Below are 13,443 nucleotides of genomic sequence, written 5' to 3'. Positions count from 1 at the left end.
CACCAGGAGACACCGCAATGACTTCGCATCTGTTTCGCGCCCTGGCTGCCGCGCTGGCCATGGCGGCCTGCACGGCCGTCGCCTTCGCGCAGGCCCCGACCTATCCCGCCAAGCCCGTGCGCATCATCGTGCCCTATCCGGCAGGAGGCACCACGGACATCATCGCGCGGCTGGCGGCGGCCCAGCTGTCCGAGCGGCTGCGTCAGCCTTTCGTCGTCGAGAACCGGGCCGGCGCCAGCGGTGCCATAGGCTCGGTGGCCGTGGCCCAGGCCGCTGCCGACGGCTACACCCTGGTCATGGGAACGGCCAGCTCGCACGGCATCAACTCGGCGCTGCAGAAAAACCTGCCCTATGACGCCGTCAAGGACTTCGCGCCCGTCACCGTGGTGGCCAGCACGCCCAACATCATCGTGGTCCATCCCAGCGTTCCCGCGCGCACCCTGGGCGAGTTGCTGGCGCTGGCCAAGTCCAGGCCCGGGCAGATCAACTTCGGCTCGACCAGCCCCGGCGGCTCTCCACACATGAGCGCCGAGCTGCTCAAGATGATGGCCGGCGTGGACATGACCCATGTGCCTTACAAGGGCGCATCGCCCATGCTCACCGATCTCATGGGCGGGCAGATACAGGCAGGCTTCGACAATCTGCCGTCCACCATCGCCTTTGTGCGCAGCGGCAAGCTCCGGGCGCTGGCCGTGACCACGGCACAGCGCTGGCCCGGGGCGGCAGACATCCCCACCGTCGCCGAAAGCGTGCCCGGCTACGAGGTCTCGGGCTGGTTCGGCCTGCTGGCTCCGGCGGGAACGCCCAAGGCGGTGCTCGACACGCTGCAGACGGCAGTTGCCCAGGCCGTGCGCGACCCCGAGGTGACCCGGCAGCTGCGCAGCCTGGGCGCCGAGCCTGTGGCCAGCAGGCCCGAGGCCTTTGCGCAGCAGATCCGCGCCGATGTGGACAAATGGCGCGGCGTGGTTAAGGCCACGGGCGTGACACTGGAATAGCCCGAGTCGCCGACAATGGCAGCTTTGTGCGGTGCATGACTCGGGTTCAGGCACCGCCCCACTCGAAATCCACCGTCATGAACATCACCAAAGACACTGCCGTCACCATCAACTACAAGATTCACGAGCTGCTCGCGGGCGGCGTGGCCATCAAACTGCTGGACAAGGGCGATGTGGCCTATCTGCACGGCGGCTATGACAACATCTTCGCCAAGGTCGAAGCCGCTCTGGATGGCAAGCAAAAAGGCGATACCGTGACCGTGGATCTGGCTGTGGCGGACGCCTTCGGCGAGCGCGACGAAAGCCTCAAGCGCACCATCCCCAAGGGCGAGTTCCCTGCGGGCGTGAAGGTGGGCGGCCAGCTGCGCGGCACCAACGACCAGGGCCTGCCCCAGATCTACAACGTGGTGAAGATCAAGGGCCCCGTGGTGCTGCTGGACGGCAACCACCCCCTGGCCGGTTTCGCGCTGCGCTTCAGCGCGGTGGTCAACGAAGTGCGTGAGGCCTCCGAAGAAGAAATTGCCCACAAGCATGTGCACGGCGGTCACGGCCATCACCACTAAAAACATAGCTGTAAGCGCTTGTCCATAAAGGATTTCAGCATTATTTCAAGCTGAAATCCTTTATCTATAAGCGCAAGCAGCTATCAAAAAAAGGCCCCCGGATTTCTTTTCCGGGGGCCTTTTGTTTGCTTGGGGCTGATCGCTCAGGCGGTCAGGCGATCCAGCGCTTCGCGGTACTTGGCCGCCGTCCTGTCGATCACTTCCTTGGGCAGGCGGGGCGCGGGAGCCTTCTTGTCCCAGACCTTGCCGTTGACCTGCGCCTGCTCCAGCCAGTCGCGCACGAACTGCTTGTCGTAGCTGGGGGGGTTCTCGCCCTTGGCCAGCGCGTCCTCGTAGCCTTCCACAGGCCAGTAGCGCGAGCTGTCGGGGGTCAGCACCTCGTCCATCAGCACCAGGGTGCCGTCTTCGGTCAGGCCGAACTCGAACTTGGTGTCGGCAATGATCATGCCCTTGGTCAGAGCGATCTCGGCCGCTTCCTTGTAGATGCGGATGGCGGTGTCGCGGATCTGGGCTGCCAGCTGCTCGCCCACCATCTCCACGGTGCGTTCGTAGGTGATGTTCTCGTCATGGTCACCCATTTCGGCCTTGGCCGCAGGGGTGTAGATGGGCTCGGGCAGCTTGGCGGCATTGGTCAGGCCGGCGGGCAGCTTCACGCCGCAGACCGATTGCGATTCCTGATATTCCTTCCAGCCGCTGCCGGCCAGGTAGCCGCGCACCACGGCCTCGATCAGCACGGGCTTGAGGCGCTTGACCAGCATGGAGCGGCCCTCGACCTGCTTGACTTCTTCGGGCTTGACCACGGACTCGGGCGCTTCGCCGGTCAGGTGGTTGGGGCAGATATGGCCCAGCTTGTCGAACCAGAACAGCGCCATCTGCGTCAGCAGCACGCCCTTGCCTGGGATGGGCTCGCCCATGATCACGTCAAAGGCGGACAGGCGGTCGGAGGCCACCATCAGGATGCGGTCATCGCCCACGGCGTAGTTGTCGCGGACCTTGCCGCGCGCGAGCAGGGGCAGCGAGGCAATGTTGGAGGTATGCAGGGCGGAGGGCTGGGTGGTCATGGTCGAGATAGGGGCTGTCAGGCAATTCAGGCGTGCAGTCGGTCAGCAGGCGCCTGAAAGCCCAAGGGGCTGCCAGCGTCGCAGGCCCGAGAGGCGGCTGCGTAAAAACGCGATTTTAATGGCGCAGGCAGGGGTTTGGACGGTCACGGTCTTTGCCAGTGCGTGCCTGCTGCGATCGAGGCCCTGGGGCATGCAGGCGTATCCCTTGCATACGGGTCAAAGCCACTCATTGTGGCGGCAAAACCGGCTGTCATCAAACCGTCAAACAAGGCCCCTGGCGAGCCTGCGCTATCACGGTCATTTCGTTGCCTTTGGTGTGGGGCGGGCGCATAGTGGATTCACAGCAAAGACGAATGCGCATTCCGAACTGCCAGGCTGCGGCACAGCCATCAGGCGCTGTGAAACCGCAGTGATTTCACCGAGAGCTAAGGAGTGTTTTGTTATGAATTTGACGATTAGCGGGCATCACCTGGAGGTCACTCCCTCGCTGCGCAGCTATGTCATGGCCAAGCTGGAACGCATTCTCAGGCACTTCGATCAGGTTGTGGACGTGAAGGTACTGCTCACAGTCCACAAGCAAAAGGAAAAAGACAAACGACAGCGCGCCGGTTGCACGGTGCGCGTTAAAGGCCAAGACTTGTTCGTGGAAACGCAGCATTTCGACCTCTATGCCGCCGTGGACGCCCTGGCCGACAAACTCGACCGTGTGGTGATGCGCTACAAGACTCGTCAGCAAGGCCCGCGTGCCACAGCCAAGCGACTGGATTCCGGGGGCTTGCAGCTGGCGCAGGTGTCAGGTTGATGAAAGCGAGGCGCAAACCCAGCGTTTGCGCCGATTTGTTGCAGGGCTGTCGCCTTGTTACAACGCTAAAAGCGCCGCCCTACGGGGCGGTTTTTGATGGTGATCAGGGTTTCCCCACGGTTTTCAGCGCTGCGGTGCATAATTGTTGATCACACCATGAATCGCCTAGCTTCTATCCTTCCCGCCGCTCAAGTGCTTGTGAGCGTTGATGTCACCAGCAAGAAACGCGCTTTCGAGGAAGCGGGTTTGCTCTTTGAGAGCTTGCATGGTCTGTCTCGTGCCCTGATCACCGATAGCCTGTTCGCACGCGAACGCCTGGGCTCTACCGGTCTGGGGCATGGAGTTGCCATTCCCCATGGCCGCATCAAGGGCCTGACGGCTCCCATGGCGGCAGTGTTCCAACTCGCCAACCCCATCGGCTTCGATGCGCCTGATGAGCAGCCGGTCGGCCTGCTGATCTTCCTGCTGGTGCCCGAGGCGGCGACGCAAAAGCATCTGGAAATTCTCTCCGAGATCGCCGAGTTGCTCAGCGACAGCCAGTTGCGAGAGCGTCTGAAGTCGTCCACCGATGCGCAGCAGCTGCACGGCATGATCGACAACTGGCAGTCCTCCATCACCTCCCAGGCCTGAGTCCTGGCCCTTCTTTTTGACTGACAGGGCCTTGCCATGAGACCCAGCGCCATCAGTGCCGACGTACTGTTCGAGGCATTTCGCAACTCCAGCCTGCGCTGGCAGTGGATAGCGGGGCTGGGCGCCTCCGAGCGCCGCTTCGACGAAATGGCCGTGCGCTCGGCGCGCTCGGGTGCCGATCTGGTGGGCTATCTCAACTACATCCACCCCTACCGGCTGCAGGTGCTGGGCGAGCGTGAAATCGCTTACCTGACCAATGCCACCTCCCAGGACTGCCTGCGCCGCATCGCCCGCATCGTCACGCTGGAGCCGCCGGTGCTGGTGCTGGCCGACGGCCAGGATGCGCCTGACGAGCTGATCTCCATGTGCGAGCGCGCGCATATCCCGCTGTTCTCCACCAAGGAGCAGTCGGCCTTCGTCATCGACGTGCTGCGTGCCTATCTGTCCAAGCATTTCGCCGATCGCATCACCATGCACGGCGTGTTCATGGATATTTTAGGCATGGGCGTGCTGATCACGGGCGAATCGGGCCTGGGCAAGAGCGAACTGGGGCTGGAGCTGGTCACGCGCGGCAATGGCTTGGTGGCCGACGACGCGGTGGACCTGTACCGCATCAACCAGACCACGGTTGAAGGCAAATGCCCCGAGCTGCTGCAGAACCTGCTTGAGGTGCGCGGCATCGGCCTGCTCGATATTCGCGCCATCTTTGGCGAGACGGCTGTGCGCCGCAAGATGCGGCTCAAGCTCATCGTGCATCTGGTGCGCAAGGAAACCATGGAGCGCGAATACGAACGCCTGCCCGCCGAGCCGCTGACCCAGGATGTGCTGGGCGTGCCCGTGCGCAAGGTCGTGATTCAGGTGGTGGCGGGCCGAAACATCGCCGTGCTGGTGGAAGCCGCGGTGCGCAATGCCATCCTGCAGCTGCGCGGCATCGACACCTACCAGGAATTCGTGATGCGCCACCGCCGCGCCATGGAAAGCGGAGAGTCGTTCTAGACCAGCTGCAGCCTGCCGGGCTGCGAGGCCGGAAAGATCTGCTGAAGCTGCGATGCGTTCAAGCCGTACATCCGGGCAAACAGGCCGCCGAGCAGGGAGCGGTATTCGTTGAGCACGGGGTAGTCGCGGTTCTGGAACAGCGCTTTTTCGGTGACTTCGATCTGCTCGCCCAGCACCTTGCCGCCGGCCTGGGCCGACAGGCCGCCGCCGAGAAACCAGTAAGCCGTGCCATGGCCGTGATCCGTGCCCTTGTTGCCGTTTTCGCGGAAAGTGCGGCCGAACTCGCTGATCACCGCCACCACGGTATGGCGCCAGACATCGGCTCCCATGGACTCGGCGAACGTCGCCAGGCCCTGGCTCAGATCGCTGAGCCGGTTGGCCAGATTGCCGCTGGCGGCGCCCTGATTGACATGGGTGTCCCAGCCTCCGATATCGACAAAGCCCAGGTCGAACTGCTCGCGCATCAGGTGGGCCATGCGCTGGGCTACCAGGCTGAAACCCTTAGCACTGATGGCATTGCGCCCGGCCTGGTCCATTTCCTCCTGCATGCTGCGCTGCACGGCACGCTGCACCGCAAAGCCTTCGCGCACCGGGGCTTCCAAGGCCGAGCCCTGGTACATGGAGGCAATGATCTGGTTGCGCTGTTCGTCCACGGCCGTCTTGCGCACGGAGGCCAGCGCCATGTTCGCCACCTGGGCACTGCCGCGCAGGCATAGCGGCAACTGGGCGGTGAACGCCATGGGGCTGAGGCCGGTCCGGCTCTGGCTGTCGGTTTGCAGCACCCGGGTCAGCCGGTTCAGAAAGCCGCTCTGATAGCTCTTGCCTCCTTCCTGGGGCTGGCCCAGCTCGATCGAGTCCTGGGTTTCGAAATGGCTGCGCGAGAGGTCGTTGCTGCCCGCAAACGGCACAAAACAGGCCTGGCCCTGTTCGTACAGCGGCAGCAGAGTGCTTTGCAGCGCGGGATGCAGTCCCCATTGAGGTGTCAGGGCCAGTGCCCCGTCGGCCGATCCCGGGCGCGCTATGGCGATGCTGGGTCTGGCCTGATAGTAGAAGTCGCTATGGGTTGGCACCAGCAGGCTGTTGCTGTCGTAGGCGCCGCGCAGGAAGACCAGCAGAAAACGGGGCGAGCCGCTTTGCAAGGGCGCGGCCAGACCTTGGCCCAGCTGGCAGAGCAGCGGCAGGGCAGCGCCGAGGCTGAGAAATTGACGTCTTTGCATGGCTGCCCTCCTTAGCGGTACATCATTTCGGGGGCGGAGAGGAAAAAGCTGTTCCAGTCCGCCGGGTTCCTGGCCTGGGCCAGCGCGGTGCGTGTGGCGGCACCCAGTGTCGGCAGGCGCGCCTGGACGCTGCTGCGCTTGTCCAGTTCGGGATAAGGCGGCTTCTCCAGAGGCTGCTGCGGGCTGTTGCGGAACAGCAGCGCGCCGCGGCTGCCAATTTGCCTTGCCACATCGAAACGCGCATTCATCTGGCCGGAGCTGGACCAGTCCGACTGGGTCAGAGGGTAGCCGTCGGGAGTTTCGTGGCCGTACAGCGGCTGGCCCAACTGATTGAGCCAGTTCTGTACCGGCCCCACATCGCTGGCCACGCGCTGGTCGTAGGCCAGGCGTGTGGCGCCCAGCACATAGTGGACCGGGTCCTTGAAGCCCTGGCCGAATTGCTGAGCCTGAGGGTCGCTCAGCAGGGCCGCCAGCGTGGCGGCAATATCGCCATGACTGCGCTCGAAGGCCTGGGCCGTGTGCTCGACCACGGCCGGGGGCGGCTTGTCGCCGAGAAAATAGACGGACAGCTTGCGTGCGATGAAGCGTGCGGTGACTGGCGAAGCCACTATGCGGTCTACCGCCTCGTTCACCTGGGCCAGGCCGCTTTTTTCCAGCGGCTTGCCGAGCAAGACCTGGGGTGCGTAGTCGTGGCGGTTGGGGTTGAATTCGAAGAAGCCATGGCGCACATAGTCACCCTGGCGTTCGGGGCGCAGCTTGGGCGGCGGAGCGTCGGCCTCCCGGTTGCTGAAGCCCACTCCGGTCAGCACATGGGCCATGGCCTGCACGTCGGCCTGGGTGTAGCCGCTGCCCACGCCCATGGTGTGCAGCTCCAGCAGTTCGCGCGCATAGTTCTCGTTGATGCGGCCAGCGGCATTGCTGGCGTTGTCCAGATACAGCAGCATGGCCGGATGGCGCATGCTGGCAGTCAGCAACTCGCGGAACTTGCCCAACGCATGGGGGCGAATGGCGCGCTCCTCGTAGTCAGCCACCCACAGGCGTACATCGCCCTTGCGGGTGCTGACGTTGAAGTGGTTCATCCAGAACCATGTCATCTGCTCCTGCAACTGGTGAGGTGAGTAGAGCGCGCGCCAGATCTGGCGTTTCTGGGCTTCTGCGCCCAGTTGATTGAGCTGGCGCTGCAGCTCGCTGCGCAGTTTCGCGGCTTCCTCGGCGCTCTGGCTGTTGCGAATCGCGAGGCGCTGCTCTGCAATCTCGCGCTGGATCTGCGTCATGGGCTTCTGGCTGATGCCCAGGGCGTCGATGTGCTGCTGCACCTCGGCCGGCATGGGCTCGGATGACGGGCTGAGCTGGGCGGCCAGCCAGCGCTTCAGCCCCTGCTGCTGCAGCCGGGCCGCATCATGGTCGGTGGCACCCCAGGTGACCCGGTCCAGCCATTGCTGGCTTTGCAGCGCGCTGGGCTTGTCGGGCAGGGCGCTGCTGCTCAGCGTCTGCAGCATCTCGGGGCTGGGGCGGCCCGATGAGGGGGCCAGCGGTGCGCAGGCGGTCAGGGCGACAGCAGCCAGGCTGAGCAGGGTCTTGGTGGGGAAAAAGTGCAGCAGCCGCATGGGCCAGACCTCCTCAAACGCGGGAATGACTGCAGCATAAGCAGTCCGGCTTGATATTGGCTTGAGGCCTGGCGGAACTATGTAAAGAAGTCCTCTCCAAATGTAAAAAGGGCAAGACATCTGCATGTCCTGCCCCGGGGCTCACTGGCCGAGTCCTTACTTGGCGGCGCGTGTGGCGCACTCGGCGCACTGGCCATAGAGTGCCATGGAGTGATCCTGGATCACCCAGCCCTTTTCCTTGGCGATCAGGTTCTGGCGCTTCTCGATCTCGGCGTCATAGAACTCCTCGACCTTGCCGCAGCTGGTGCAGACGAAGTGGTCGTGGTGCTGGCCTTCGTTGAGCTCATAGACGGCCTTGCCGCTTTCGAAGTTGCTGCGGATCAGGATGCCGGCCTGCTCGAACTGGGTCAGCACGCGGTAAACGGTGGCCAGGCCAATGTCCGAGCGCTCGTCCAGCAGCACGCGGAACACGTCTTCGGCCGTCATGTGGCGCTGGGCACCCTTCTGGAAGATTTCCAGGATTTTCAGACGCGGCAAAGTGGCTTTGAGGCCCGTGCTTTTGAGTTCATCAATATTTTTCATGTCGGTATCTCTTGGTGGACTACGGGCACATGGAAGGCTGGAATCACTTGTTTGAAGAAGCTTTACACGCGGATAAAGGGAATCTCCAAGTGCCTCCGGGGCCTGCCGCTACAATGAACCCGATCATATCCCTATGCCATTACCCATGCATGTTCAAGCCCGTAGCCGCTCAGGTCTGGTCCTGACGTTGGCAATCGCAGCGGCACTGGCCGGCTGCAACAGTATCGATGGCGCCGCGCACCGTGTCGCCAATGCCGTCACTCCCTACAAAGTCGATGTCGTGCAGGGCAACTTCGTGTCCAAGGAGCAGGTCGAGGCCTTGCAGCCCGGCATGAGCCGTCAGCAGATTCGCGACATCCTGGGCACCCCCCTGGTGACCAGCGTGTTCCACGGCGATCGCTGGGAATACGTGTTCACCATCAATCGCCCCGGCGTGGAGTCGCAGATCCGCAAGCTCACCGTCTTCTTCAATGGCGATGCCTTTGCGCGCGCCGAAGGTGACGAGATGCCTTCCGAGTCCGAGTTCGTGGCCAGCCTCAAAGGCATGAAGGGCACACCCAAGGTTCCGCAGCTGGAAGCCAGCGAAGCCCAACTGGCCAAATACCCCGCACGCAATAACGCCGAAGCCGAGCAGGCTGCTGCCAATCTGCCGCCCGCCGCCACCAGCTATCCATCACTGGAATCGCGTTAAGCATCACAACAGGTTGTTCCCCGCTTGCAGAAAGCGGTGGATGCTCTCTTTTTATGACGGCGTGGATGCGATCCTGCCGTCTTTCATTTGATCGAGTGATAGCGCCATGACCGCATCCACCACCCTTTCCTCCACCCCTCAGCGCGTTGCTGTGGCGGGTGCCTCCGGCCGCATGGGCCATATGCTGATCGAAGCGATTCTGAACAGCAGCGACTGCGTGCTGGCTGCGGCACTGGACCGCGCCGACAGCCCTTGCATCGGCACCGATCCTTCTGCATTCCTGGGTAAGCCCAGCGGGCTGAAGATCGAAAGCGATGTGCGCGCAGCCCTGTCGAAGGCAGACTGCCTGATTGACTTCACGCGCCCCGAAGGCACGATGGAGCACCTGGCCGTGGCGGCCGATCTGGGTGTGGGCGTGGTCATCGGCACCACGGGCTTCTCGGATGAGCAAAAGGCGCAGATCGCCGAGTTTGCCCAAAGAACTTCCATCGTTTTCTCCCCCAATATGAGCGTGGGTGTGAACGTGACCTTCAAGCTGCTGGAAATGGCGGCCAAGGCCTTGCAGCAAGGCGGCTATGACATCGAAATCGTCGAAGCCCACCACAAGCACAAGGTCGACGCACCCTCGGGCACGGCCCTGAAGATGGGCGAGGTGATTGCCCAAGCCCAGGGCACCAAGCTGGCCGACCGAGCCGTGTATGAACGCTTTGGCTACACCGGCGAGCGCAAGGCAGACACCATTGGCTTTGCCACCGTGCGCGGCGGCGATATCGTTGGCGACCACACCGTACTGTTTGCAGGTACGGGCGAGCGCATCGAGATCTCGCACAAGTCCAGCAGCCGTGCAGGCTATGCCAACGGCAGTCTGCGCGCCGTGGGCTATCTGGCCGACAAGAAGACTGGCCAGTACGATATGTACGATGTGCTGAAGCTGCGCTGACCGCGCATTTGCAAAAGGGGCCGTGACGGCCCCTTGCTGTTTCTGGGAGCGAGGTGAGATATGTCTGCAGGAATGTGGCATTGGCTGGCAGAGGGCGATGCGGTCACATGGGCCACGGCGGCCTTGATGCTGCTGATGTCAGTGCTCAGCTGGGTGGTCATCCTCTACAAGCTCTGGTTTATGGCCGTAGCGCGCCGCAGCGTGCCGCAGGCCGTGGCTGCGTTCTGGCAGATGCCCGATCTGGTCCAGGCTGCGGCGCAGGTCAAGGCGCTGGATAGACAGGGGCTGGTGCAGGCCATGGCCGATGCCGTGGAGCAGGGCGCAATGGCTGCGCAAGGCTCTCTGGCACAAAGCGCGGCGCAGGGGCAGCGGCTTTTGCGCAGCCTGCGTGAGGCTCTGGGCCAGGCATCCGTCCAGCTGCAGTGGGGTCAGACCTTGCTCGCCACCATTGGTGCAACGGCACCGTTTGTGGGTCTGTTGGGTACGGTCTGGGGCATTCACCATGCGCTGGGAACGCTGGCGGGCAGCGGGCAGGTCGATATCGCTCAGCTTGCTGGGCCTGTGGGTGAAGCCCTGGTCATGACGGCCGCCGGTCTGGCCGTCGCTTTGCCTGCTGTGCTGGCTTATAACCTGCTGGGGCGTTCGGCCAGCCAGCTGGAGACTGTGCTGGAGGGGTTTGCCCATGATCTGCATGCCCAGTTCGGAGTGGATGCTTCATAAAGGATGACGTCATGGCATTCGGTCGCATGAGCCGCCGTGAGGGGGCACAAACTCCGATCAGCACCATCAATGTCACGCCGCTGGTGGATGTGATGCTGGTGCTGGTGGTGATCTTCATTCTGGCTGCTCCCATGCTGGCAGCCACCTTGCGAGTGCAACTGCCCAAGGCGCAGGCCGCACTACAGCAGGCTGCTGAGAGCAAGAGCGATGCCTTGATGGTTGAGGTCAGCCCTGCCGGCGAAATCTGGATTCAGGGTGCCGTGACGGACGATGCGGCAGTGCAGCAGCAACTGGAAGAGCTGGGGCGGCGCAATCCTCAGGCCGAGGTGCAGCTGCGCGCCGACACCAGCGTTCCCTACGGTCGCGTGGTACAGGTCATGGGCTGGGCCCACGCAGCAGGCCTGACGCGCATCGGCTTTGTGGCCGAGCCTGAATCGAAGGCTGGCATTAACTGACGGGCCGAGGCGTAAGAACGCTTACTTTTTGCAAATCACCGGGCAGCATTTTTTGCTTTGGCTCAAGGGCAAAGCTCGTAGAGACTACCCTTGTTGCTATCTCTTTCAAATCAGGGCGAAGCTGCCTCCACAATGGTCAAAGCCCCTGTCCTTTGCTGGCGTAACAAGCCCCGATGGGCAGAACAAGGTTCTGGCGTTACGATGTTTTCGCCTGCCTTTATGGCACCCCTACAGATTTCGCCGCAGTGGTTGCGGCATTTGGTGACTAGGAGGATTTGCATGCAAGTACAGGTTCATGCCGACGATTCCATCCAGGGTGGAGAGTCTCTGGCTCAATGGGCGCAGGAGGAGATCAATGCCAAGCTGGCCCGCCTGAAGGAGTATGTGGTGCGTGTGGAGGTCTTCCTCACGGGCGTTGATGCCCTCAAGACCACGGGCGGCCCAGGCAAACGCTGTGTGCTCGAGACCCGGGCCACAGGTCGCCCCCCCATTGCAGTGAATGCGGAAGCCGAAAAGGTCAAGGATGCCTTCAGCGCCGCGATCGAAAAGCTCAAGCGCGCGGTGGAGACCGATCTTGGCAAGCTCAAGGACAAAAATCTGCGTGAAAGCGTACGCGGCGTGGATGATCCCAGTGACGAGAATGCCGCAGTGGCTTGAGTATGAGGTGTTTTTGGCTTCCTGCCCTTTGAATACAGGCGTAGCAAGCTATTAAAACGATATCGACCAAAAAGGGCATGTTCATGGCGAACATGCCCTTTTGCATTGTCGATAAAGAGTGTGCCTATGCGGCGGTCAATGCGCCGGCCTGGGTCAGCTTGTCGGCGACCAGCAGCTTGTTCATTTCGGCCCGGCTCATGATGCCCAGTTCTTCCGCCACTACGGCAATCTGCTTGCCGTTGGCAATGGCGGTCTTGGCAATCTTGGCGGCCTTTTCGTAGCCGATCAGAGGGTTCAGCGCCGTCACCAGCGTCACTGACTCGGCAATGCGGGAATCCAGCAGCGCTTCATTGGCCACAATGCCTTCCACGCAGTTGACTTGCAGCGTCTTGCAGGCGCTGCTCAGGTGGCTGAGGCTCTTGTGCAGAGCCCAGGCCATCAGCGGCTCGAAGGCGTTGAGCTGCAACTGGCCGGCTTCCACGGCCATGGTGATGGCGGCATCGTTGCCTATCACCTCGAAGCAGACCTGGTTCATCACCTCGGGGATCACGGGGTTCACCTTGCCGGGCATGATGGACGAGCCGGCCTGGCGTGCCGGCAGCTTGATGTCTGCCACACCTGCTTGAGGGCCCGAGGAGAGCAAGCGCAGGTCATTGCTGATCTTGGATAGCTTGACTGCAACACGCTTCAAGATACCGGAAATGTCGGCAAAGGCGCCGGTGTCGCCGGTGGCGGCGATCAGGTCTGCCGCCCTGACCACGGGTACGCCCGAGATTTCCGCCAGTGCCTTGACCACGGCATCGGTGTAGCCCACGGGGGCATTGATGCCGGTGCCGATGGCCGTGCCACCCATGTTCACTTCGGTCATCAGATAGGCGGACTCGCGCAGACGCTTTTCATCGTCGGCGATCATGGCTGCAAAAGCCGAAAACTCCTGTCCCAGAGTCATGGGTACGGCGTCTTGTAATTGTGTGCGGCCGATTTTCAGGATATGGGCGAATTCGCCGGCCTTGGCTTCGAAAGCAGAGCGCAGCTCGGCCAGGGCGATCAACAGCTTCTGAATGCCAGCGTAGGTGGCGAGCTTGACGGCCGTGGGGTAGGAGTCGTTGGTGGACTGCGACGCATTGACATGATCGTTGGGATGGATCACGTCATAAGTGCCTTTGGGCAATCCCAGGTGCTCGAGTGCACGGTTGGCGATCACCTCATTGGCGTTCATATTCGTGGAGGTGCCAGCGCCGCCCTGGATCACATCGACCACAAACTGCTCGTGCAGCTGGCCGGAAATCAGATCATCACAGGCTTGGGAGATGGCGGTGGCTTGTTTGAGATTGATGGCGCCAAACTGCAGATTGGCCTGGGCCGCTGCCTTTTTGACAAAGGCAAACGCGCGGATCAGCTCGGGCATGTGCGCGACCGAGTGACCGGTGATGGGGAAGTTTTCCACTGCGCGTGCGGAATGAACGCCCCAGTAGGCGTCGGGAGGGATGGTTTTGATGCCAATGAAGTCATGTTCTTGACGCATTG

15 protein-coding genes are annotated in these 13,443 nt (G+C 62.4%); 10 read left to right on the top strand and 5 right to left on the bottom strand.

The window, feature by feature from the left end; all coding sequences use genetic code 11:
• Positions 1-17 precede the first annotated feature (17 nt).
• Positions 18-995: a Bug family tripartite tricarboxylate transporter substrate binding protein gene (locus QYQ99_RS10195; protein WP_302092522.1), complete on the top strand. Its 978-nt coding sequence runs from the start codon at positions 18-20 to the stop codon at positions 993-995.
• 77 nt (positions 996-1,072) lie between these two features.
• Positions 1,073-1,558 carry an FKBP-type peptidyl-prolyl cis-trans isomerase gene (locus tag QYQ99_RS10190; RefSeq protein WP_302092521.1) on the top strand — a complete coding sequence of 162 codons (486 nt, stop codon included), beginning with the start codon at positions 1,073-1,075 and terminating at the stop codon, positions 1,556-1,558.
• A 143-nt stretch (positions 1,559-1,701) separates the two neighbouring features.
• Here the strand turns inward: QYQ99_RS10190 and QYQ99_RS10185 are convergent, their stop codons facing one another.
• Positions 1,702-2,619, bottom strand: coding sequence for a phosphoribosylaminoimidazolesuccinocarboxamide synthase (locus QYQ99_RS10185; RefSeq protein WP_302092520.1), 918 nt, complete (start codon positions 2,617-2,619; stop codon positions 1,702-1,704).
• Positions 2,620-3,061: 442 nt separating this feature from the next.
• Between QYQ99_RS10185 and hpf the strand changes: the two genes are divergently transcribed.
• The 3 genes from hpf (at position 3,062) to hprK (ending at position 5,047) form a co-directional block, all read left to right on the top strand.
• Positions 3,062-3,421 (top strand): ribosome hibernation-promoting factor, HPF/YfiA family, encoded by a 360-nt coding sequence (gene hpf / locus QYQ99_RS10180; protein WP_034374682.1) that lies wholly within the window; start codon positions 3,062-3,064, stop codon positions 3,419-3,421.
• Positions 3,422-3,577: 156 nt separating this feature from the next.
• Entirely contained in the window at positions 3,578-4,051 is a 474-nt protein-coding gene (locus tag QYQ99_RS10175; RefSeq protein WP_302092519.1) for a PTS sugar transporter subunit IIA, read from the top strand.
• 36 nt (positions 4,052-4,087) lie between these two features.
• Positions 4,088-5,047 carry an HPr(Ser) kinase/phosphatase gene (gene hprK, locus QYQ99_RS10170; RefSeq protein WP_003060345.1) on the top strand — a complete coding sequence of 320 codons (960 nt, stop codon included), beginning with the start codon at positions 4,088-4,090 and terminating at the stop codon, positions 5,045-5,047.
• Here the strand turns inward: hprK and QYQ99_RS10165 are convergent.
• The 3 genes from QYQ99_RS10165 to fur all read right to left on the bottom strand — a co-directional run bounded on the left by QYQ99_RS10165 (position 5,044) and on the right by fur (position 8,453).
• A complete protein-coding gene (locus QYQ99_RS10165) occupies positions 5,044-6,264 on the bottom strand; it encodes a DUF1501 domain-containing protein (RefSeq protein ID WP_302092518.1) in 1,221 nt (406 codons plus the stop codon). The two genes, hprK and QYQ99_RS10165, sit on opposite strands and share 4 nt — an antisense overlap.
• Positions 6,265-6,275: 11 nt before the next feature.
• A complete protein-coding gene (locus tag QYQ99_RS10160; protein WP_302092517.1) occupies positions 6,276-7,871 on the bottom strand; it encodes a DUF1800 domain-containing protein in 1,596 nt (531 codons plus the stop codon).
• Between the two features lie 156 nt (positions 7,872-8,027).
• Positions 8,028-8,453 carry a ferric iron uptake transcriptional regulator gene (gene fur, locus QYQ99_RS10155; RefSeq protein WP_003060349.1) on the bottom strand — a complete coding sequence of 142 codons (426 nt, stop codon included), beginning with the start codon at positions 8,451-8,453 and terminating at the stop codon, positions 8,028-8,030.
• 145 nt (positions 8,454-8,598) lie between these two features.
• On the opposite strand from fur, the gene QYQ99_RS10150 reads away from it, so the two are divergent.
• The 5 genes from QYQ99_RS10150 (at position 8,599) to QYQ99_RS10130 (ending at position 11,916) form a co-directional block, all read left to right on the top strand.
• Positions 8,599-9,144 (top strand): outer membrane protein assembly factor BamE, encoded by a 546-nt coding sequence (locus QYQ99_RS10150; RefSeq protein WP_302092516.1) that lies wholly within the window; start codon positions 8,599-8,601, stop codon positions 9,142-9,144.
• Between the two features lie 106 nt (positions 9,145-9,250).
• Complete coding sequence (gene dapB / locus QYQ99_RS10145) at positions 9,251-10,084, top strand: 4-hydroxy-tetrahydrodipicolinate reductase (RefSeq protein ID WP_302092515.1); 834 nt, start codon at positions 9,251-9,253, stop codon at positions 10,082-10,084.
• Positions 10,085-10,144: 60 nt separating this feature from the next.
• Entirely contained in the window at positions 10,145-10,804 is a 660-nt protein-coding gene (locus QYQ99_RS10140; RefSeq protein ID WP_302092514.1) for a MotA/TolQ/ExbB proton channel family protein, read from the top strand.
• Positions 10,805-10,815: 11 nt separating this feature from the next.
• On the top strand, positions 10,816-11,259 hold the full coding sequence (locus QYQ99_RS10135) for an ExbD/TolR family protein (protein ID WP_302092513.1): 444 nt from the start codon (positions 10,816-10,818) through the stop codon (positions 11,257-11,259).
• A 279-nt stretch (positions 11,260-11,538) separates the two neighbouring features.
• On the top strand, positions 11,539-11,916 hold the full coding sequence (locus tag QYQ99_RS10130; protein ID WP_302092512.1) for an HPF/RaiA family ribosome-associated protein: 378 nt from the start codon (positions 11,539-11,541) through the stop codon (positions 11,914-11,916).
• 124 nt (positions 11,917-12,040) lie between these two features.
• On the opposite strand, the gene QYQ99_RS10125 is transcribed toward QYQ99_RS10130, so the two are convergent.
• Positions 12,041-13,441 (bottom strand): aspartate ammonia-lyase, encoded by a 1,401-nt coding sequence (locus tag QYQ99_RS10125; RefSeq protein WP_302092511.1) that lies wholly within the window; start codon positions 13,439-13,441, stop codon positions 12,041-12,043.
• Positions 13,442-13,443: the final 2 nt, after the last annotated feature.

The organism is Comamonas testosteroni, assembly GCF_030505195.1.
GTDB classification, from domain to species: Bacteria; Pseudomonadota; Gammaproteobacteria; order Burkholderiales; family Burkholderiaceae_C; genus Comamonas; species Comamonas testosteroni_G.
Note: the sequence above shows the minus strand (reverse complement) of the source record. Positions and strands in the feature narration are given on the sequence as shown.

Coding starts and splice junctions, on each gene's coding strand:
- QYQ99_RS10195 (WP_302092522.1), top strand. CDS start 18: ATGACTTCGCATCTGTTTCGCGCCCTGGCTGCCGCGCTGGCCATGGCG.
- QYQ99_RS10190 (WP_302092521.1), top strand. CDS start 1,073: ATGAACATCACCAAAGACACTGCCGTCACCATCAACTACAAGATTCAC.
- QYQ99_RS10185 (WP_302092520.1), bottom strand. CDS start 2,619: ATGACCACCCAGCCCTCCGCCCTGCATACCTCCAACATTGCCTCGCTG.
- hpf (WP_034374682.1), top strand. CDS start 3,062: ATGAATTTGACGATTAGCGGGCATCACCTGGAGGTCACTCCCTCGCTG.
- QYQ99_RS10175 (WP_302092519.1), top strand. CDS start 3,578: ATGAATCGCCTAGCTTCTATCCTTCCCGCCGCTCAAGTGCTTGTGAGC.
- hprK (WP_003060345.1), top strand. CDS start 4,088: ATGAGACCCAGCGCCATCAGTGCCGACGTACTGTTCGAGGCATTTCGC.
- QYQ99_RS10165 (WP_302092518.1), bottom strand. CDS start 6,264: ATGCAAAGACGTCAATTTCTCAGCCTCGGCGCTGCCCTGCCGCTGCTC.
- QYQ99_RS10160 (WP_302092517.1), bottom strand. CDS start 7,871: ATGCGGCTGCTGCACTTTTTCCCCACCAAGACCCTGCTCAGCCTGGCT.
- fur (WP_003060349.1), bottom strand. CDS start 8,453: ATGAAAAATATTGATGAACTCAAAAGCACGGGCCTCAAAGCCACTTTG.
- QYQ99_RS10150 (WP_302092516.1), top strand. CDS start 8,599: ATGCATGTTCAAGCCCGTAGCCGCTCAGGTCTGGTCCTGACGTTGGCA.
- dapB (WP_302092515.1), top strand. CDS start 9,251: ATGACCGCATCCACCACCCTTTCCTCCACCCCTCAGCGCGTTGCTGTG.
- QYQ99_RS10140 (WP_302092514.1), top strand. CDS start 10,145: ATGTCTGCAGGAATGTGGCATTGGCTGGCAGAGGGCGATGCGGTCACA.
- QYQ99_RS10135 (WP_302092513.1), top strand. CDS start 10,816: ATGGCATTCGGTCGCATGAGCCGCCGTGAGGGGGCACAAACTCCGATC.
- QYQ99_RS10130 (WP_302092512.1), top strand. CDS start 11,539: ATGCAAGTACAGGTTCATGCCGACGATTCCATCCAGGGTGGAGAGTCT.
- QYQ99_RS10125 (WP_302092511.1), bottom strand. CDS start 13,441: ATGCGTCAAGAACATGACTTCATTGGCATCAAAACCATCCCTCCCGAC.